The organism is Sporomusa termitida, from assembly GCF_007641255.1.
GTDB lineage: Bacteria > Bacillota > Negativicutes > Sporomusales > Sporomusaceae > Sporomusa > Sporomusa termitida.
Map to the genome: position 1 here is coordinate 2,817,087 of NZ_CP036259.1, position 19,750 is coordinate 2,836,836.

General features: G+C 53.4%; 20 protein-coding genes. 1 reads left to right on the forward strand and 19 read right to left on the reverse strand.

The features are described from left to right. Positions 1–11: 11 nt before the first annotated feature. From SPTER_RS13350 to SPTER_RS13420, 15 genes are all read right to left on the reverse strand, one after another. A complete protein-coding gene (locus tag SPTER_RS13350) occupies positions 12–1,073 on the reverse strand; it encodes a glycine-rich domain-containing protein (protein ID WP_144350834.1) in 1,062 nt (353 codons plus the stop codon). 12 nt (positions 1,074–1,085) lie between these two features. Then, positions 1,086–2,429: a hypothetical protein gene (locus SPTER_RS13355; protein ID WP_144350835.1), complete on the reverse strand. Its 1,344-nt coding sequence runs from the start codon at positions 2,427–2,429 to the stop codon at positions 1,086–1,088. Positions 2,430–2,453: 24 nt separating this feature from the next. Then, the gene (locus SPTER_RS13360) at positions 2,454–2,900 is read right to left on the reverse strand and encodes a hypothetical protein (RefSeq protein ID WP_144350836.1); all 447 of its coding nucleotides are present in this window, start codon (positions 2,898–2,900) and stop codon (positions 2,454–2,456) included. 16 nt (positions 2,901–2,916) lie between these two features. Then, positions 2,917–6,888 (reverse strand): host specificity factor TipJ family phage tail protein, encoded by a 3,972-nt coding sequence (locus SPTER_RS13365; RefSeq protein WP_144350837.1) that lies wholly within the window; start codon positions 6,886–6,888, stop codon positions 2,917–2,919. Next, positions 6,885–7,265 carry a C40 family peptidase gene (locus SPTER_RS13370; RefSeq protein WP_144350838.1) on the reverse strand — a complete coding sequence of 127 codons (381 nt, stop codon included), beginning with the start codon at positions 7,263–7,265 and terminating at the stop codon, positions 6,885–6,887. The genes SPTER_RS13365 and SPTER_RS13370 overlap by 4 nt, the downstream gene beginning before the upstream one ends. Then, positions 7,249–7,872 carry a phage minor tail protein L gene (locus tag SPTER_RS13375; protein ID WP_144350839.1) on the reverse strand — a complete coding sequence of 208 codons (624 nt, stop codon included), beginning with the start codon at positions 7,870–7,872 and terminating at the stop codon, positions 7,249–7,251. Before SPTER_RS13375 ends, SPTER_RS13370 begins: the two co-directional genes overlap by 17 nt. Positions 7,873–7,876: 4 nt before the next feature. Further along, positions 7,877–8,215: a hypothetical protein gene (locus SPTER_RS13380; RefSeq protein ID WP_144350840.1), complete on the reverse strand. Its 339-nt coding sequence runs from the start codon at positions 8,213–8,215 to the stop codon at positions 7,877–7,879. Beyond that, entirely contained in the window at positions 8,216–10,951 is a 2,736-nt protein-coding gene (locus SPTER_RS13385; RefSeq protein WP_144350841.1) for a hypothetical protein, read from the reverse strand. It lies immediately after the preceding gene. 1 nt (position 10,952) lies between these two features. Next, the gene (locus tag SPTER_RS13390; RefSeq protein WP_342787090.1) at positions 10,953–11,108 is read right to left on the reverse strand and encodes a hypothetical protein; all 156 of its coding nucleotides are present in this window, start codon (positions 11,106–11,108) and stop codon (positions 10,953–10,955) included. A gap of 170 nt (positions 11,109–11,278) precedes the next feature. Then, complete coding sequence (locus SPTER_RS13395; RefSeq protein WP_144350843.1) at positions 11,279–11,545, reverse strand: hypothetical protein; 267 nt, start codon at positions 11,543–11,545, stop codon at positions 11,279–11,281. An 11-nt stretch (positions 11,546–11,556) separates the two neighbouring features. Next, on the reverse strand, positions 11,557–12,513 hold the full coding sequence (locus SPTER_RS13400) for a phage tail tube protein (protein ID WP_144350844.1): 957 nt from the start codon (positions 12,511–12,513) through the stop codon (positions 11,557–11,559). A 16-nt stretch (positions 12,514–12,529) separates the two neighbouring features. Beyond that, positions 12,530–12,922: a hypothetical protein gene (locus SPTER_RS13405; protein WP_144350845.1), complete on the reverse strand. Its 393-nt coding sequence runs from the start codon at positions 12,920–12,922 to the stop codon at positions 12,530–12,532. Positions 12,923–13,008: 86 nt separating this feature from the next. Beyond that, positions 13,009–13,599: a hypothetical protein gene (locus tag SPTER_RS13410; RefSeq protein WP_144350846.1), complete on the reverse strand. Its 591-nt coding sequence runs from the start codon at positions 13,597–13,599 to the stop codon at positions 13,009–13,011. Next, entirely contained in the window at positions 13,596–13,916 is a 321-nt protein-coding gene (locus SPTER_RS13415; RefSeq protein ID WP_144350847.1) for a head-tail joining protein, read from the reverse strand. The genes SPTER_RS13410 and SPTER_RS13415 overlap by 4 nt, the downstream gene beginning before the upstream one ends. After that, positions 13,916–14,203: a hypothetical protein gene (locus SPTER_RS13420; RefSeq protein WP_144350848.1), complete on the reverse strand. Its 288-nt coding sequence runs from the start codon at positions 14,201–14,203 to the stop codon at positions 13,916–13,918. The genes SPTER_RS13415 and SPTER_RS13420 overlap by 1 nt, the downstream gene beginning before the upstream one ends. 147 nt (positions 14,204–14,350) lie before the next feature. On the opposite strand from SPTER_RS13420, the gene SPTER_RS13425 reads away from it, so the two are divergent. Further along, a complete protein-coding gene (locus SPTER_RS13425; protein WP_144350849.1) occupies positions 14,351–15,097 on the forward strand; it encodes a class I SAM-dependent methyltransferase in 747 nt (248 codons plus the stop codon). A 216-nt stretch (positions 15,098–15,313) separates the two neighbouring features. Here the strand turns inward: SPTER_RS13425 and SPTER_RS13430 are convergent, their stop codons facing one another. Genes SPTER_RS13430 through SPTER_RS13445 form a run of 4 tightly spaced genes read right to left on the reverse strand, consistent with a single transcriptional unit; the run spans position 15,314 to position 19,718 of the window. After that, on the reverse strand, positions 15,314–15,655 hold the full coding sequence (locus SPTER_RS13430) for a DUF2190 family protein (RefSeq protein ID WP_144350850.1): 342 nt from the start codon (positions 15,653–15,655) through the stop codon (positions 15,314–15,316). A gap of 25 nt (positions 15,656–15,680) precedes the next feature. Beyond that, complete coding sequence (locus SPTER_RS25080; RefSeq protein WP_144350851.1) at positions 15,681–17,978, reverse strand: phage major capsid protein; 2,298 nt, start codon at positions 17,976–17,978, stop codon at positions 15,681–15,683. Continuing rightward, positions 17,956–19,488 carry a phage portal protein gene (locus tag SPTER_RS13440; protein ID WP_144350852.1) on the reverse strand — a complete coding sequence of 511 codons (1,533 nt, stop codon included), beginning with the start codon at positions 19,486–19,488 and terminating at the stop codon, positions 17,956–17,958. Before SPTER_RS13440 ends, SPTER_RS25080 begins: the two co-directional genes overlap by 23 nt. Further along, complete coding sequence (locus SPTER_RS13445) at positions 19,479–19,718, reverse strand: hypothetical protein (protein ID WP_144350853.1); 240 nt, start codon at positions 19,716–19,718, stop codon at positions 19,479–19,481. The genes SPTER_RS13440 and SPTER_RS13445 overlap by 10 nt, the downstream gene beginning before the upstream one ends. Positions 19,719–19,750 lie beyond the last annotated feature (32 nt).

Sequence of the window (19,750 nt, forward strand, 5' to 3'; positions counted from 1 at the left end):
ATCTTTTCCTATTACCATTGAATCAGGACAAAACCCCGTGAACCCTTGCTGCCAGCAGCACCGTTCGAACCGCCGCCAGCCCCGCCAGCGCCAAAGCCGCCTGCATCAACCGTTGGTTTCCCAGACCCCTGGCCGAAAATGCAGCCTCCGCCAGTACCAACAGAACCTGAAGCTTCGCCGGTAGTCCCGGGGCTACCGCCTGGGCCACCAGCATTCCCGCCATCCGAAGTACCTGTCGCACCGCCACCACCGGCACAAGAAACATACGGCCCGAAAGAGGATGTCCCGCCAGCACTAGCGGCATTCCCTCCTGCACCGACGGTAATCGTAATGACGTCCCCAGGAGTAACGGTCGTATTCTGCGCCAAAATCGCATGGGCGCCGCCACCTCCGCCGCCGCTATGACTAGTACCTTCATTAACATAGTGACCTTGTTTTCCACCACCGCCGCCACCACACATGCTAAGCCACACTTCTTCAACACCTTCCGGAACAGTAAACGTTCCGGAATATAAAAACATCCTATAACCGTGAGAGGGAATAGCGGGAACGTCGGCGCTAAGAATGCCGCTACCATTAATGGAAAGACCTGAACCGGCGATAATCCCCCCTACGGTTGTCCTTGTGGCAAAGGGCGGGATAAAAGTTGCAGGTTTCCCGGCAATACCGCTCCAAGCTACAGCCAAAGCGGTTGTGGCAGTTGTGGCGGTTGCTGCATTGCCTGTGATACTGGCGGGCAATTGACCGTTCGCGTCTAATTTAAGGATCTTATTCGCTGTAGGAGCAGTGGCGATATCAGATAACGAAACTTTGGTCGCTACTTGGGCGTCAACATATTCTTTATTGGTATAGGTTTTATTCAGGTCGGCAATCAGCACCCAGGCAGGCGCCAAGCTCCTCAATTCAAAGATCTGGTTTAAATCCGTCCGAAAACAAAACATCCCGATCTCAAGGTGCGTGGTCGGGAAGGAAGTACCACTATTACAAGACATGATGGTGCGGTCGTTGTTGAGGATTTCCGCTCGGCTTTCGGTTAACGTTTGCGTGCTGGCAATGGGAATAAATTGTTGCATACCTATCCCTCCTTAGTATCCATCAGCAGACCAAATAATGTCGCCAGCAATGGGACTGCCGTTCGTATCGTTAATTTGAAAGTAAAAGCCAGCCTCTGTGATTTGCGTGATATCCGGCGTCCCGCCGCTGCCGCCCCGAAGCTGGACCATGACCTGCGGCGGCGCATAAAACCGGCGAGTAAACGGGATGAAGGTGTTCGCTGCCGGGATGGAAGAGGTTCCGCTATCTGCCTGATCCGGCACGTCCACCGTAAGCTGCCAGTCGGTAACCCGTGGCCTGCCAGCGGTAAGCGGCCCCTTAAGAATAAGAGCAATCAGCGCTTTCCTGTATTCCAGCTCACCGGGGACAAACGATGTAAAAGACGAATACCCCACCGGTGAATTAAGCTTTAAAAAATCAGCCAGCGATAAATCGCCTGTACCAAAGGCAAGGTCGCTGACGACGGCGTTGGCGCTCCGCAGGTAAGTTTCCACTACCTGTATTGCTTCGAAGAACGCTGTAATTTGGTCTTTGCTGATTGCATCCGCCGTAGCAAAAGACTCCGTCAGCACCCGCTCGAATGCGTTCCGGGTTGCTGCGGAGCCTTGTGTTTGCCAGACTTCCCATATATTTTTTATGGTTTCCACCGCCCAGCCATCAGAAGATGTGAAGGTTTCACATAGAGACTTTGCTACGCTTTTGGCCAGGCTTTCGCCAAGCAGGAAGCTCTCTAACGCCTTATAATAAAAATCGACAGTTTTCTGATCGACTTCTTCCGTATTCAAAGCCTCTGTTATGGCTCTAAATATATTCCATCTGGGTGGGCTATCCGCCGTTTGCAAGAACTCTTGGCTGCGTTTTCCCATCCACCGGCAAGCAAGTTCACTCGTCATCCAGCCCTCTTGTTCCAGCTTTGTGGCGATTTTCGTCAGAACTTCTGCCATTGCCCAGCCTTCCAGGCATCTTTTTATAGTACTTTGCGATATCTTTTCAGCCACCGTCCAGCCTTCTGCCTTGGGTATGAATGTGGTTTTTTTCAAGGTCTCGGCCACTGTCCATTGTTCTGAAATCTTCACCAGCGCCAGCCAGACATCACTCCACTGTTCGTCTACCCGCCAGGCTTCACTCATCAGGCAGGCAAATGCTTGCAACCAAACCACTGCCATCTGCCAGCCTTCCTGCGGCTTTACCTGGTACTGCTGCCGCCAAGCCTCCCCCGCGCTCCAGCCCTCACCCACACGCAAGGTGTACACCATGGGCCTGGCATCATCCCATGTTTTTCCGCCGTCGGGAGAGTTCCATGCAAAACGGGCAGTTTCCCAGGTGTAGGCATTCCCCGGTGAGGAAGATATGTCAATCGTAGTCGTGTATGCCATGTGTCCTTCCTCTCCGTGTCAAATTCAACTCAGTGTAAACTGAAATTGTGCCGTCAAGGTGTCGTTTTCACCTTTATTGATGACATTGAAAAGTACCCTGTCCAGCATCGTGCCCGCGCTTGCCCCATTAAATACACCCGCTTCCGAAATTGCCCCGGTCGCGGCCCCAGGTTCAAAAGTGGAACTAAACGTCATAACCTGCGTCCCGGCTACATGCGCATATGTGGCGGCCTGGCGGGCAATTTCGCTTACCAGTGCCGATTGGCTAAGCGCCGGAGCAGCCGTGCCGGTTCCCAGGGCGATATAGCCAAATGCGGCCGGACGGCCGCTCGTCTTTCCCAGGCTGTCGCAAATAGCGTCAAAGCCGGTACTCACGATAATATTGTCTTTACGGCGAACCTCCACCGCGCCATCCGCTTTGCGAAGGGTCAACTTCAAGCTGCCGGTTACTTTTACCTCGTTAACTTCCATAAGGACCTCCTGAATGTTAATTGCATTTGGGGTACAAAAAGGCGGCCGTGAAGCTCCCTACAGGCCCGTAAACCTCCTCGGAACTTCTTGCCGCATTCGCGCTGAACGAATACACATACAATTTTCTTGTTGTCTGAGTTTGCACAAGGCCAAAGGTCAGCCAGTCAATATCCTTGTACTCCACCGCCGTTTCATTTCGTTGTCCTAGCTGATCCTCCAGATAAAACACGTCTTTATTCCTATCATAGCCTGCCATCAGGCGGCCCTCCGGCCCCGCCAGCGTCAGGTACACCGCGTTATCCACTATCGGCTCCGCCACGCTAACGTAAAAGACTACATTATATATAGAAGGAATGTTAATATCCCAAGAGAGCTGCGTAGCGTCCTGAATAAAGGCTCCCCGCCGGAACCGGCCGCTGCCGTAGGTCACGTTTGCAGCTTCCCGTGCCGGTGTACCCAGGTCGCCGCTTACCGTGCCGTCAAGTGGGATGGACTCAATAATGCCCGGCGGTATGCCCTTATACAGCGAAATCTGATGATCCAGCGTGATGCCGGTAATGTCTCCGTCTGTTTCCCAGGGCGTCAGCGCCTCCATGTCATCCCAGGTGAAACTGGCGCTTTCCCAGGTGATGCCGGAATAGGTTACGCCGACCATATTAGCTAGAATTGTGTTGCGCGCAGTGAATGATTTGGGCAGGCTGACCTCGACAATGTGCTGGCCCCGGACGGCTCCGTCGGCAAGCTGCAGGCCACCGTCACGCACGTAAGTGTTCAGCGACGCCCCAATCCAGCCATTGGCCACTTGGTTAACGGTGATCACGGCATTCCGGTTTCCTGCGTCCACAATGATCACTTGGGCATTCACGGCGTTTACACTGTAATTGCCGTAACCATCGATGGCCTTAAGCCAAAAATGATGATCACCCGGCGTCGGAAACAGGCAGTTGTAGTAGGGGCTGGTGGTCTTGCCGATGCGCTGTCCCACATTCCAGTTGGCCCCCCGCCGGATTTCGTAGGTGTATGTCGTCCCGGCTCCGGCAATGGCTTGCCACAAAAAATCCAGATGATCCCCGACCCGCACAACGTCAAAGCCAGTTACATCGGGCGGTACGGCAAACGAGGCCAGGAGGGTGGCCGGTGTGGCCGACGCATTGCCGCTGCTGTCAAAAGCCACGATATGAAATGAATATAATCCCGCCTGGGCAATAGGCACAAACAGGCTGGTGCCCATGATCCGTTCGGCAATCAGGACACTGGAATCCATCGTGGCGTTGTTGGCGCCTTGAAAAATGTTATAGCCATCCAAGTCAATCTCGGTATTCGCCTGCCATGAAAGTAAAAACCCACCGCTCACTTCCCGGTATATGAACCCTGCTACATTAGCCGGCGGCGTAATTTTGCCGGTAATATAGAGGGGTTCGCTAATCACTCCGGGCGACACCATGCCGATGTCATTCAGCGTCGATACTTTTACTATATAGGTGACCAGCGCTTTCACGCCCGTAATCGTGGTGCCGGCCGAGCGGATGCCGGACTCCCACAGCAGCCAGGTACTGCCGCCGTCGCTACTGTACCAGACGGAATAGCCCTGTACATAGCCGCTCGGAACCGGCCAGGAAACATGGAGAACGGAAACAGTGGTCCCGTCCGGCTGAAGATAGGTTTCCTGATTAGTACTTACCGTAGCGACTTCCACCAGGGAACGTTCATGGTCGCTGTATTGTAAGACCGGAGCGTCGATAGTTTCCTCATAAACTGCCTCAATGTACTCAATGCCGGTGATCTTCACCTTCTGGTCGCCGTTCTTGGCGATGTTCACGATTTTAAACGGCTTGGTGACGATATTCGAACGGCCAAACGCATAAACGTCATATTTCTTGGGCACAACGGGAAAAGGTTCAGTCACCGTTAAGGTGCTTGTGGTGGTGTCCTGTGCGTAACTCCGCACAGATACTTGGATAATCTGGTCGGTATACAGCCGAATTTTGATGGCATAGGAATACCGGGCCAGCAGTGTGACCTTCTTGTCCAGCGTGACAGTGGTTTCGGTGGCGCTCACAATCCGGCCGCCGGCATCCCCCCACTTGGGAATATCGTGCTGCACATCGACCACATCGCCCAGCGTACAGGCCATGGCGTCAATATCGGCTTCCAGATGCTCCGTGCGAATTAAATATTGGTTGCACCGGGACAAGTAAGCCGCCTCGGTGTAGGCGTGCCGGTAGTCGGTAATGCCGTAATAGGTGGTTTGCACCGGATTGGCCGCCATGGCGGTTAATTCATAGTTCGGTCCGTAATAAATCGCCTGATCGGTTGAATAGTCCTTCTGTTTGTTATAAAAAGTGACTTCCACACTGGTGGCCCGGTCCTTCGTCGATTGGAATTCGCCCTTAAATGATTTTGCTGTAATATTGCCCACCGTGAACAATTGCACCGGCTCACTCGGCCGGTCGCAGATGCACGAATACAGCGTGCCTTTGGGAATAATCACACCCCGGCCCACGATGGAAAATCGCGCCAGGGCATCCCAGAAGCTCAGGTTCTCCGATAAATAAATATTGAGGCTGAAACGGTAATCGCCGTTTTCCAGTAGCTGGTCAGCATAGGCGGCAGCGGCGGCAAAGGCGCTATAGTCGATCCGGCCGGCCGGATTGCCGTCGATGAAGTACTCATACTGGCCGGTGTTGATGTTCATGAGATACTTGCACTGATGAATGAGATCGTAAGAAGCCCAATAGGGATTTGAAGCTCGCTCTGTCTGGTACTCATTGATATTGGGGTTCCAGACATAAACGGTCGAGCGCGTCTGCTCCCAGGTCACAACGGGATCGGAGTTACTGAGTTGATTGGTAGCCAATGCCCTGATGCCGACCAGGACGCGGTTGGGGTAAGCAAAATCATCATAGAGAATGGTCGACAGCATCGTCCAAAAAACGCGGGTGATATCGCGAGTTGATGTGCCGGATTTTTTGGCGCAGCGTACTCGCACCACATACTGCCCCGGCCTTACATTGTCCAGCCGATAGGTTGTCCAAATTGATGTATTTTTGGCATCAGACGTCGTGCCGCCATTGGTTAGCGTCCACTCCTGCCAGGTGCTGTCTCCCACCAAGCGGTACTGAGCCGCCACGGTCACCGTGGCTGTTCCCAGGCCGCCATCGTCTTTGACGCGGGCCAGGCCGTAAGGAAACTGCACGGTAATCTGTAAGCCCTGTACGGCGGTCCCGACCGTTTGCTCGGTGGCCCAGTCGCCTTCGGTATTTAGTTCATAACCAAGCTGAAAATCGGTGATGGTATCATTGAAATTGGCAATCGGCGTTTGGTCGTTTGTGCCCAGCCGGGTATCATAGGTGACGTTGACATAGTTCCCGATAGGATTGCCATCAATAAAAATGTTGTCTATCGAATCGACCGGTCCCTCGCCGCCCGAGTATAAGAGGTTCAAATATTGGTTGCTTCCATCCGACGTGACATACCGGGCCAGGAGCACCGGCGCAATTCGCACCGTGCCATAGGTTTTCGCCACTGGCGTTCCCGGTTTGGCGGTCGGGCGCGGCCCGCTCCAGCCATAGGTGCTCGACTGCTGCTGCTCTTCCTGTTTCGGCGGCGGCAGGATGGCGCTCGCGATACGGCCGCCGACGTATTGGCCGACGGCGGTAAAGACCGATTTCCAAAAAGGATTGCCACCGAGTTTTCCAAACACGCCGCCAACATAACTCATGAGGGCCACGCTGACAATCGCCCGGAAGAAGTTTGAAATCCCCTTGGCCAGCACCGGGTGGACCACAACGCTGTCGTCGTCGCCAGGAACCAGGGTGTCCCATTCCTCTATTTCCAGTAAGTGTCCATTGACGCTGACGGAAAAGACCGTGTCCGGCCACTCCCGCAGGATAGGGGCAATATGCTCGGCGACAGTCGCCTTCGCCTCTAGCTGCCGTATGTCCCGCTTGTCCGGCGCAATCGGGTTGCGGACAAAAATCAGCTTCATGGCAACCACCCCGGCCGGTAATAGCCTTCAATCCGCTTCTTCCAGAAGATGTGATTGGTCGGAACAACGGTCACTCCGCCCATTTCGTGGGCGTGAATGAATTTCTCGCTGCCAAGGTAAACGCCAACATGATCACAGATCCCGGCAGTGGTAAAAAGCATGAGTGCGGGCACCGGCATCTCGCCACCGCACCGCACCCACTCCCCGCCCTTTTCCGCAATCCCGCTGGCGACTGAAGCGCAAGCGGCGCGATAGTCCGGCAGGCAAACGCCAAACCGGCGAAAGACCTCCACGGCCAGTCCCCAGCAGCAGTAGGAATCCGGCCCCATGGCATCGTCAAGGAAGGGCTTACCCACTAGATCAGATATTGCTGGCATAGAATCCCCCCATTCCCGGACAGCCGCCAAACCGCAGGGAGTTGCCGCGCAGCTTGCAGTCGGCCAGGGTGTGGCGGCAGGCCGGATACTTGGCCAGCGTCGCCGCTGTCACGCCGCATTTGATGCTGCCATACTTCCAGCAGCAAAAATCCGGCAGGTAGCGGTCGGCGAGCGCCCGGAAGTACATCCAAAAGTCCGAGCCGAGGGTAAAGGTGACCCACTCTTCGTCATAGGCCGTTTTTTGGACGGAAAACTGTTCTTCAATTTCCGGTGCCGGAGCAGACAGATGTGCCGCATGAACCAGGCGAATGATGACGGTGCAATCGGTCAGGCCGTTGTATTCCTCCAGGTAGGCTTGCACGGCTCCGGAAACATTGGAGACCTGAATGGTAAAAGTCGACATGGCCTTCATGTCCTGGGTAGTGTCCGAGAACAGCATGGGAATGGGTTCCCAGGCAATGCCGTTCCAGGTCACAACCTCGTTGTTTTTCGCCATGCAAGCCTTCTCACCGTTTGGTAACTGAAGCTCTACCAGCACAATCCACGGCAGGTCAGTGGACAGCTTGTTTTTTTCAATAAGTCCAGCACTCGAAAATGCTAACGGCATATTCTCACGCCTCCATAATCGCTATTTCCACATGCCAATAGCCCGGCGACACCATACTGGCCTTGGGCACAGCGGTAAACTGCATGTTCGTTTGCCGGCCGGTTATCGGGTCGGTCCAGACAAAAATATGGGCGTAATTGGCCTGGACGAACGCCTTAAATTGCAGATAGTTCGCATGCGGCATGGCCGGCCAGGTATAGGCGCCGCCCATTTGCGTCCGGGTATAACGAGGACGGGAGATGGTGTATCCCCCGTCCGTTGGCGAAGCGATTTTATTGTCCGGGTAAATATCATCAGCGGGGTAAGCCGGTGGACAGATAGTGGGAAACGTTGGATAGCTCATCTAACCCCTCCCGAAAAAGAAGTCCCGCGAACCGGCCACGTTGTTCTGGACGCCGTCAATCACCATCTGCACCAGCGTTGACTGGGTCGCCGGGTCATATGACGCCTGCTGGGAAACCTGTACTTGCTGGCCGGTCTTGTTGATGACCGTGACGTTGACTTTGGGAATAACCGGGGCAGCCGCGCTCTGGTTCAAGAGGGCCTGGGTTTGATTAGCGGTGTAAATATGGGCCGGGTTGCCGAAATAGGCAAGCTCCGGGCCTTCCTCCCCGACAAGGGACCAGCCGCCGGGATTATAACCCCCTGCGGCGAATGTCTGGATCGGGCTGACTTCTGCACTGCTTGGGATAGAACTTAACTGTTTTGTTGAACCTGCTGCAGAAGCCGAAGGCGTACCTGCCGTTGGCACTCCCAATATCTGTCCAAATAACTGCTGCAGCGGCCCCATGATATATTTATCCGCCCACATTTTCAGGAACATATTTTCAATGCTCTCAACCATATCTTTAAAGAAATTTTCCAGCGCTTTAGTTGCGCTTTGCCCTTCCAAGGCCATTTTGCTCAGATTGTCCTGGGCGCTGGCATAGACTTGGTCCCAGCTCTGTTCGACGGTCTGGGCGTAATTGATCTGCCGGTTTTGGATATTGCGAAAGGCAGCGGAAAACGCCGTGTCGTAGTTCATGGCGTCTAATTCATACTGCTGATTCATGGCATCGTTCAGGCTTTTTTGCAGGGCCAGCCGCTGTTCGGCATTCAGGCTTGTTTCCTTCAGTTTTTGCTGCAGATAGGCGATTTCAGCAGCCAAATCCTTCTGCCGGAGGGCATCGACCTCTTGCCGGGTTTTTCCTTCCAGATTAATCAGCAAGGTATTATAGGTAAGTGCGTCTCGATATTCCTTTAGCTTCGCGTCAATTTGGTTGGTATCGCGTTTCTGAGCCGCGAAGTTCTGCTGCCCCTTGGCCCACTCATCCACCGCCGTCTTGGCTCCCTGGTCGTTGTTATCAACCGCGATAGCCTTCAGACGTGTCTCTTTTTCCTTGGCGATTTTGTCCAGTTCGATTTGATACTCAATATCGGCCTGAGCCGCTCTATCATCTATGAGTTGGGCACCAATCAGGGCAGTCTGATTCTTAATGTCGGTCCATGCCTGCTGCCACGTCTCACGGACCTTGTCGGCAGCCACCTGCTGGTACTGGGCGATTTTATCCGCCAAACCCGAGGTGTCGCCGCCGGCATTGCCGATCTGGGTGACCTGATTTTGCATTTTGGTGACTTCAGCCGTAATCTTGGCCATGCCGCTCTCATAGACGCTGCCGCTGGTGTCCGTGATCCGGCGTTCAAGGTCGGCGATAAGAAGCCTGGCCTGGGCATTCGCGCGTTCGAGCTTTTCGGCTTCTCGTTCGGCGGTTCTGGCTGCGGCGCTGGTGTCAATATAGGGGGGAGCCAAGATTGTCGAAGGCTCTTTTAACTTTTCCAGGTCATCCAGGAGTTTCTGCGTACTGTATTTAGCCGGATCAAGCTCGAATTTTTTCTGTTCTTCGAGTTCGGCGTCCGAGAGCGGTTGCAAGCGCGTCCCCTTAAAGGTCATGCCTAAAAGGTTGGGAGGCGTTTCCGATTCGACTTCCTTGTAATAGTGTCCTTTAATCTTTCGCACAACCGCTTTGGGGTCATAGCTCGCCACTTTGTTCTGCAGGCTAAAATAATCCATGGCTGCTTTAATTGCAAGGCCAATGGCCGCAATCGCAACGCCCCACGGCCCCAATAAGGACGCGCCGAACGCGGGAGCAAACGCGGCGATGGCTTTGGCCCCGATTAGATACGCGCCAAATTCGCCGGTGGCAATCAGCGTGAGGCCAATCGCTCTTTGTATTTCTGGCGACAAGGTACGATAGCCATCGCCAATGGCCTTTAAGGTACTTACCTTGTCCCGCAAAACCGGCAACATGGAATTGCCGATTTGAACGGCAAGACCTGTGCCAATACTCATGGCGTGTTTCATTTCCAGGGTAAGCTTGTGCCATCCTTCCGCTGTCTCGTCATTTAGGATAAAGCCGCTCTCCCTGGCCGCTTCCGTAACGGCCTCCAATTGTTCTTTGGACAAGTTAAGCATTTCGGCAAGCCGGGAACTCGACCCGCCAAATAGTTGCATAGCGACGCGGTTCTTATCGGCTCCGTCAGCCATATTCCGCATTTTATCGGCGACCAGTGTGAAGACGTCACCCACATTTTTGTTGTTTATCTGGTCAAATGATAGCCCGATACGCGAAAACATGTCATTGGATCGCTTGCCTTCAGCAGCGGCTTTTTGCATTTCGTCCCTGGAGGCCGATATCGCTTTGCCGAATTTAGCAAAATACCCGGCTGCCTCTTCCGTCCCCACACCGGCGTATTTACCAATAGCCAACAGTTTACTGGCATCTTCCGCCGTGCCGCCGATGGCTCTGCGGAGGTTGTACACTGCTTCTGACCAGCTTTGGGCGGCTGCCACAATAGACGATCCAATACCGATCATGCCTAAATTGGCAATTAAGCCTTTGATGCTGCCGATGGAACTGATCAGGTTGTCCTTAAGACCAATCACCGCCGTCTGGGCTTTGGCAATGTCTTTGGTCGACTTATCCATGGCGGCGCTGACGCTGTCGCCCATCCGCCCTGAGTTGTCGCCGATGGTTTTAAACACATTGGAGGCGGAATCCATTGCCTGGATTATGATTTGTACAATGTTGCTTGCTGCCATGTTACCGCCCCTTTCCGCCGGAAGTTTCCAAAGCCTTTTTTATGACCAAGATTTCCAGCGCCCGGAGCTTGGTCATCACTCCCGGCGTCAAGTTGATTTCATATAACCGAGCCAGTTGCTGAACCGCCCCATAGTCCAGTCCCACGGGACCGCTCATTCCCATCCGCCACTGGGTAGACACCAGACTCCAGAGGGTCCAGGACGGCCGGTTGACTTCGCATACCGCCGGCTGCCGTCCCTCGCAGGTATCGCAATCGGTGTTTTTCTTTAATAATGCGCAGTCCTTGCAGTAATCAGCGCGTCCGTCAGCATGCCACTGCCAGACGCTTACGAGTTTTTTACATCGTCAGTCAGGGCATAGGTCAACCGGTAGGTTTTATCTGCCAGGGCAATGAAGTCGGCATAGGGTACATCGTCATATTCCGGGCCGTCAATGCGGTATACTTCCTTGCTGATAAACTCGACGATCCGGTCATTCAGTTCGGCAATGGTCGCGCCATCCGGGCGAAACTGCGGGTCGGCCCCGGCGGCTTTCAGTGCTTTTCTTTCCCGGCGGTTTAAGCTGCGCGCCGCAGGCAAAGTAATTTTAGACATAAACATCCTCCTTAATAGGTTGGTTCTGCATTTACCAACGTGGCAACAATAGACACGCCGTTTGCGTTGGTGTTGTAGAACGCCCGGAACGGCAGGGAAATGGACACACCCTTGGGGCCGTCGATGCCGGGCGAAGTCCGTTCGTAGATGATCTCCGGCAGCAAAATGTTCAGGCTGCTCCCGCTCAGGGGATTGCTGAGATTGAGTTCAATGGACGAGGTCGCCCCGGCAATCGCTTTGTTCAGGAGCGCCATCGAATCAAAAATGGCCGATACCGTGCCGGTGACGGCCAGCATGCCCTCAGGCAGCGAGCCGCGAAAACCGCCGCCGCCCAGTGTATAGATACTGCCGTCAAGGCCGGTATCAACGGTTAGTTCCACTTTGGTCACATTGGCTAGTAGTTGTCCGTCGTCTAAGATTGTCGCCATGAACGCTCCAAATTTGGTCATCGGCCTCACGGCGGGTTCTACTAAAAAAGACGTCGTTGCCAGCGTCTCTTTGCCTCCCATAATATCAATTGTCGCCTGCAGGTCCTGGTTGCTGACCTCAAAGGCCATACTGAACTTGGACACTTTGCAGCCGTTATAGAGAAAATACTGCCCGAGATCAGGGAACTGCTGTTCCAGAGACATGCTTGGCTGTGTAAAGCCCGGCGTAAAGGTGTGCGTGTAAGGCACAGTACTACTGTCAGTTGTATCCGGGCTGCCAAATAACCCTTTCAGCCAGTACCCAACGTTGATTTCATCAATGGGAACCACGACCGGCCCCTGGACGTCGATATTGCCGAGGCCGGGCGGAGCCACGTCGCGGATGCCGCGAATGGTATTATCCTCAATCAGTGTTTGTTTGGCCACGATTTTGGAACTGGTGATCGGCAGGATAAAGCCGCTGGGGCTGACCGGCGTAACGCCATAGGCCGTTTCATAGGCCAAAGCCAGCCGCCCTCGATAGCCTTGGGCCTGAACCATATTTCATCACCCCTCTCTAATAGCTGATTTGTGTCCCCATCCGTACCGGAACCTGGATGGTAATGTCCATCCGGCCAGGGAACTGGGGGAAAAAGTCGTTTGATTCAAAGGAATACTCCACATGCGACACCGGGTAGGACGGGTTAATTTCGGCGATGGTCGCTAGAAGGAGCTGCCCCAGCTCGTCAGCCTCATACAAGCCGGTATTTTCGATGATCCCGTCCTGTTTGGCGACATGGGACTGGATAATGGACCAGCCGATGCTGCCGGTATAGCGGCATTCCGTCTCACCCCCGCCCTCCACTTTGCCTCCTGGAAATACAATCACCAGCGGGCAATTCGTATCCGCAGGCGGCTTTTTGCCGTCAATCCCGATATATAAAGACAGCGGTTTACTATACTTCTGCATGCAAAAAGCGGAAATGGCGGCGCTACCAGCGATAGCGTCACGCCATTTCCGAATAAAAACGGTAATGGGTATTGTCGAAAACATGGTTATCTCACCCGGTATTTCTTTGTTTTCTTGCGTGCCGGCGGCGATCCGGCTTTAGCATACTCCAGGATTTTATCCTCGATATACGCCGCTGCCTTGGGGGCCAAAATGGCCTGCATCGGCCCGAAGGTGCGCCGCGCGGCAACATTGATCTCTGACTTGCCTGAAAGCGATATGCCGGCGGCCCAGAAATAGCGGCGCATCTTATCGGTGACCGCCTTCGAATACCCTTGCTCAATTTTTTCTCCGAGCCTTACAGCAGAACCCGACAGCCAGCCGACACGAACAATCTCTTTGCATGCATCGTACTCATACTCATAGGCCACCGCATTAACGAGTTTTCCCAGTGGGCCGTAACGTTTGTTGGGACGGTTCCCGAACACGGCTTCCAGCCTGGCCCGCATATCCGGCGGCATAAATTCGGCGTACTCCCGGCCGCCGGGCGCACCTTTTCTGATCCCAGCCTTAATCTGCTGTTGTGAATACCAGCCAAAGGATTTTAAGGCTTTTCTCATCCAATCGGGCTTGGTCGTTGCCATATATTCCAGCCACGGGGTCGCCCCGTCGATCAGCAGCAAATCGACATTCATCATGACCAAGGGCTCGCATTACAAATCATTTGCAACAGGTGCATGGCACCGTCGGATTCCAGGACATGTGTAACTTCCCAGGTAGCCGAATGATAGACAACCTGATCGCCGGTTTCGGGACCGGACACATCACTGGCCGCGATTTGGAGCGTCGCCACAGCGGAACGTCCCTTCTGCTCAAAGGTGTTGCCGCGCATGGCTGAGTCGCCCAGGGCGACAACCGCCGGAATTTGCCTGCCGTTATAGAGGATGAGTTCTGCAAAAGCGTCCAAATCCAAAAAGATGGCGTTGTCCCTGGCGATTTGTTCTTTAATCGACATTACCCCACCCTCACTTTGTAGCCGGAGCCGACTGTGCCGCTCAGGATCACATGGTCAAATTCCGGGAATTCATCGTCAATCGCTTCACCGGCCTCCAAGGTGTCGGTCAGGTCCGGGTTGCCGTCGATGATGAAGGTTAAGGCTTCGGTGCCGGTATTGTAGGCCACGAACCGCGTCATGGCCTGTGAGAAAACCAGCGTATCCTCTAGCGTGCCGGTGATGGCTGCCTTGATCAGCTTCTTTAGCGGTGTCCGGCTGGCCAGCACACTGGCTTCATAAACCGCCATAATTGCCTCCTTATAAAAGAGTAAAGGGCCAGTGCGGCCCTTTCAGAGTGTCAAAAAAGTCAGAGTGAATGATATAATATAAACAGTTACGGTTCGCATCGGATAATGCGCAAGTACGGGAATTTTATATTGGGGGAGGGTGCCGGCATGGACAAGAATTCTGTTTATAAAACGAACAGCTTCTATTGGGATACAAAAGGAAATGATTTTTTAGAAGCAATCGTACTTCCTTTATACGGAACATTTGTCTCAGAGGAAAAATGCCAACTTTTTGGTGATGTCTCAGGAAAAAAGATGTTAGAAATAGGCTGTGGAAACGGTCAATCCTTGCAATATCAGGGGGATCGCAAAGCATTTGAACTATGGGGTATGGATATATCAGAAAAACAAATCGAAAAAGCAAAGCAACATTTGACAGCGTGCGGTCTTTCAGCAAAATTGATCTGTTCTCCCATGGAAGAAGAATGCGACATACCCACGGATTATTTTGACTTTGTATATTCAATTTACGCCATAGGCTGGACAACCGACCTTGATGGTACTTTTTGCCGGATCGCTTCTTACCTAAAAAAAGACGGCATATTTATTTTCAGTTGGTCTCATCCCATACACAAATGTGTTGTTGTAGAAAATAATATGCTTGCTTTTAATAAATGTTATTTCGATGAATCTTGGTATTCGCTATCTCTTGATCTTTGTCAAGGTACGTTAATATTATCGGACCGTAAACTATCAACCTATGTGAATGCGTTGGCAAAAGCGGGATTTGTCATTGAGCAAATGATTGAGCAATCTGATGATGAAATTATGCAATCTTGGGACGCTAACAGCAATTTTGCCCAAAAAGCAAAGATGCTTCCTGTAACTTTTGTAATCAAAGCAAGAAAACTATAAGAGTACAGTATAAGCATTTTCCACGCATTATACCTCCCGAAAAGCAGCAATCATCAAAAAATGGTGACAAAGCATTTATGGGAGCCACACATTGACGCTGCCGAGGATTTTCGGCATAGTGTGGCTGGCCCACTGTACGCGAATAAAAGTCGGCTTTTCACGAATGAAAACCCGGTTTTTTTGATCTCTGAAAGGGCCTGTCCGGCCCTTTTTATGTTAGAAATGGAGCTTTACATACCCGTTGCCGGTGCCGGCACTTTTGGCCTGAACGGCATAACCGGCGTAGACGGTGTCGGTCGCGTTATTGGTGAGCCTTTGATTGGCCGGGTCCCAGTATAACTTATCGCCTTGTCCATATGCGACAGCCGGGTCGGCCGGTCCCAGGAAAACGCCGCGCACGACAACCGGGCCGGTCGCGCCCGGCGCAATTCCGTCGCCGGTGGCAACGCCGAATGCCCCCGCCAGGGGCACCGGATCGCCGGGACGGATGGGGTTTGCGGTGGTGTTGGTGAAATCAATAATATCGCCTTGCTGGGTAAAAACAAATTGCGGAGTCATGTACGCATTACCTCACTTTTTCTATTTATTTGCCGGGATTCAGGTAAAGTCCGCGCCAATCTAAGGCTTTGACGCCGTACTCGATGCGGATTTTAAAGGTAATACCGTCCACGTTGAAACCGTTCTGCTGCTCGATATACGGCGTATCCTGCCCGTTCAGGAAGGCTACCTCAATGGTGTCGGTAACCGCCGGATCGGCAGCCAGATACCAGGCCGAGTTATTGGCCACATCGAGGAGCGGGTCGGTAACCAGGGTCACAATGTCCTGCAGCACGTTGACCGCCCCGGCATTCGGCGCTGTGGGATCGGCGGCGGATTGCACCAGTTGCTTGGCGCCGAACATCAAGGCCACCGGCGTTAAGAGGAATTTGGGACGGATGTTTAAGGGAGTGGCCGTTTTCAAACCGGTCTGCAGCATCATTCCCTGAATAGCGGCTTGCAGTGAATCTTTAGAAGGTGCCTTTTTCATAGTTGTTGCCACATTGTTGTGAACCGGGTCAAAAATGGGTGTATTGTCGTATCCCATTTTGGGGTTGGCCGTCAGCGTCTGATACACATCCTGATTGATAGTCATCCGGGCAGCGCCGGCCCAGCGGGCCGGAAAATCCACCAGGGCGTGCATGTCGTCGTTTAAAATATCCTCGCGGGTAATCGAAAACAGGTTACCGCGCTTGGAGAGTTGAATCCATTCACCCGCGTCCGTCAAGGTGATGAGTTTGTATTCCGCCCCTTTGCTGACATTATCGAGCAGGGGAACTTCGGATAATTGCGCCCGCAGCGCCGGTTTGTAATCATTGAGTACGCCATGCTTGGTCCAGGCCGGATAGGTGACCGCCGCCATCTGGTAGGCGTTCTGCATGGCCTTATCGGCTACGTTTTGCAGAATGTAGGAAAACGCCGAGGACTGCACCATTTCCCGGACCAGTAAATCACGGTCGAAGGAATTAAAGCGCTTGCCGCTGGTCCGTTCATAAACAATCCGTCCCAGATCCACCATATTCACACTACGGAGCGCTTCAAACCCCCGCACCGGTTTAGCAAGCTTCAGGCCCGACCGCCACGCCAAGGCATCCACTGCCGCTGCCCGGAATTTATCTTCATCATCTGCGACAAACTGAATTTCAGGTGTCTGAACCACAGGCGCGGCTTTGCGTTTGGAAATGTCCGCCATGATGGCCTTGCGCGCTTTTTCCACGCTTACCCCCTTATCAATAAAAGCATCTTCTTTTAAACCGGTTTGGCTCCGGAACGAACGGAACATGGCGCGGATTTCCATGACCCGCGCCCGTTCCGCCTTGGCGGCTTTCTTGCGCACTATATTCAAAGCGGCGGGGGAGCGGCCGGCGTTGTTTGTTTTCATACTTCTTATTACCTCCATTTTCGGTTTGCACGCGTCTTCACACGTTTCTTGTTCGGCGCAATTTAGGCAGCAAGTAAAGCTGCCATCCACCGGGCATTCCCCTCGGCCACACACACCATCTTCCAAGTAATCGCACTCCGGGTACAGGTCATCCGTATCGTCTGGAGTTTCATCGGCATCCTCTTCATCCAAGTCACTATCGTCGTCCAGGTTCTCATCTTCCTCCCGGTCCTCGTCCTCGTCTCGCTCATCTTCACTATCTTCGTCTTCCTCTTCAGCCCGGTCCCCATCTTCGTCCTGGTACTCGTCTTCATCCCAGTCCTCGTCGGGCCGAGCTAACCCCAGCGCTTTTTTTCGCTTTTTCAGGGCAGCGGCAACTGCCTGTTGAATCAGGTGCTGAATATCGTCCATACTACGCCCAACCCCCACACTAGAATCTGCTGGTACACTCACTATGCTGATCTCAAACGGCTCCCAGTTACGAGCGATTTCGCAGGGGCCTTCATACAGGCCGTCCGCCGAAGTCTCGCCCTCCTTCACCGTCTCCCAGTCTGTCACGCGGTAGCCTACGGAAACGCCTTTCAAGGTGCCGTTTAAGACTTTTTGATAAATCACATCACTGGCCTTATCCGTATCAAACCGGATCGCCGCCGTGCCCTTCATGGCTTTGCTGTCAATTACCGGGTTTAACACTTTTCCGATGGGCTGCGCGGGGTCATGATTAAATAAAGCAACGCCGATGTCTCGCAAACGAGTTAAATCAGCGTGGTCTTTGGCATGCCCCAGTATTTCGTTGTAATCCTCCCCGTCCCACCAGTAACGCTGTACCGGCTGGGAGCTGGAGAAGGATACCGGCACAATCCGGTTCTTGGTGTCGATACTGGCCGGTTCAATCGCCGCCGTCTCGCGGTAAAACGTCTTGCCCAGCCTGCTCCGTTTCTTATTCCCTGTCCTGTTCGCCATTGTCTTCCTCCTTCTCGGTCTTTTCAGTGACCTTCACTACGCCGGTGGCGGCGTCGATGTTAATCCCCTTTTCTTTGAGCAGTATCCGCTCCCGCGCCTGCTGCTCGATAATATCCTTGTAGTCCTTACCCTGTTCGGCACAGAGCTGTTCCAGCGTCGTCAGCCCCATGGCATACTCTAATTTACTGGCCTGCACATCTTTCAAGGGATCGACCCAATCCCAGCCCGGTGGCAGCCATTTATGTTTCAGGTACTTTCGCTGGTTCGTAAAGAAGTCCGGGATCTTTAGGCGGCCGCACAGTACCGCCGCTGTAATGACTTCTTTGTAGACATCTCGGTTAAAATGATTGATCAGCCACTGCTGCACCGGCTGGTACGTCCGGCGATCCTCCAGGGCGCTGTGCCGGGCGGACGAATAGTTCACCTGCGACACGTCCCGGCTGGTCGCCTCATAGGAAAGGCCCTGGCCGGCCGACGAAATGCGGTAATTCGTTTGAACGAAGTCGCGGGTGTTGCTGTTGATCCCGGACGGGCTGGCCACGTCCATTTTTTCGCCGGGAAGCAGGTACTCAATGATGCCGGGCTCAAGGTAATTTCGACGGTGCTTTTGGTGATCCTGTGGCATCTGGCCAAGCCGGCCGGCAACGCCTTGGGGGGTAGTTTCGACATACGCAGCAAAACAGGCGGATATCCGCGCCTTGACCCGCTCGGCTTCCAGGTAATCGCCGATGTCCTGAATGGCCTCAATGCTGGATGCCAACAGCGACATGCCGCGCACCTGGGTAACTCGCTGTTTGGTAAACAGGTGCAGCACCTGATCAGCCGGAATTCTAAGCGACTGGAGGTTGTAAGAATAATGGTCCAACGTCGACTGCTGGAACCAGTAGGCCACCGGGCGCAGCATGGCATCCACCTCCACGCCCGAATAAATTCGGTTGCCGGTTTCGCTGTTTTCAAATAAGGTCGTGTCAAAGACATCCGCCTCGATCAGTTGCAGTCGAAACGGGATGAAGGGGGCGTTCGGGTCATAGATTTTGACCACGGCGATATCCCCGTCGACGGTAATGCGCCTGAGATTCATCCTTTGCATTTCCGTAAAGGTGAGTTGGCCTGTTACATCACAATTTTCCTGTTCACACCATTCGTCCCACACCTCTTCCAGTTGTTGATTTAAGGCGTCATCGCTAGTTTTAGCCTGGACGTTAATGCCAAGGCCGATAACGTTTCGCTCAAACGGATTGATGATGGATTTGGCAATATCGTTGTTGCGCTCCAAATCACGAGCAATCAAAAGAATCCGCTGGCGATAGGGCTTGTCTACTAACTCGGCACTGCCCCAGGCCGCATTGGCCCGGTTGGTGAAGCGGCCCAGCATGCCGACGTCGTAGTTCCGGCGCATATCCTGCTGCTTCTGCTTAATTTCCAGAGCCTCACGATACGCTTGCCGCTCAAATGCGGCTTTCGGGGAAATCCAGCCTACGAGCCGGTCAATTGATTGTCCTAACCCCAAGGAGGAATCCCCCCTTTGCGTAGTGGCCAGGCTGCATAGGCGCGAGTTGTCCCGCCAGCCGACAGCCCTTCGTAGAAAACCTCTTCCTGCAGACTTTTACGCATAACCCGGAGTTTTTCTAAATCCGTTTTGCGGTATTTTCGGCCATTAATTTGCATTTCCTCAGCGCCGGTGATCAAGGCCGTGATCGCCGCTTCCACCTGTTTCAAAAGCTCCTGGACAATGCTCATTGTTTGCTCACCTCCCTCTAATGAATAAAGGC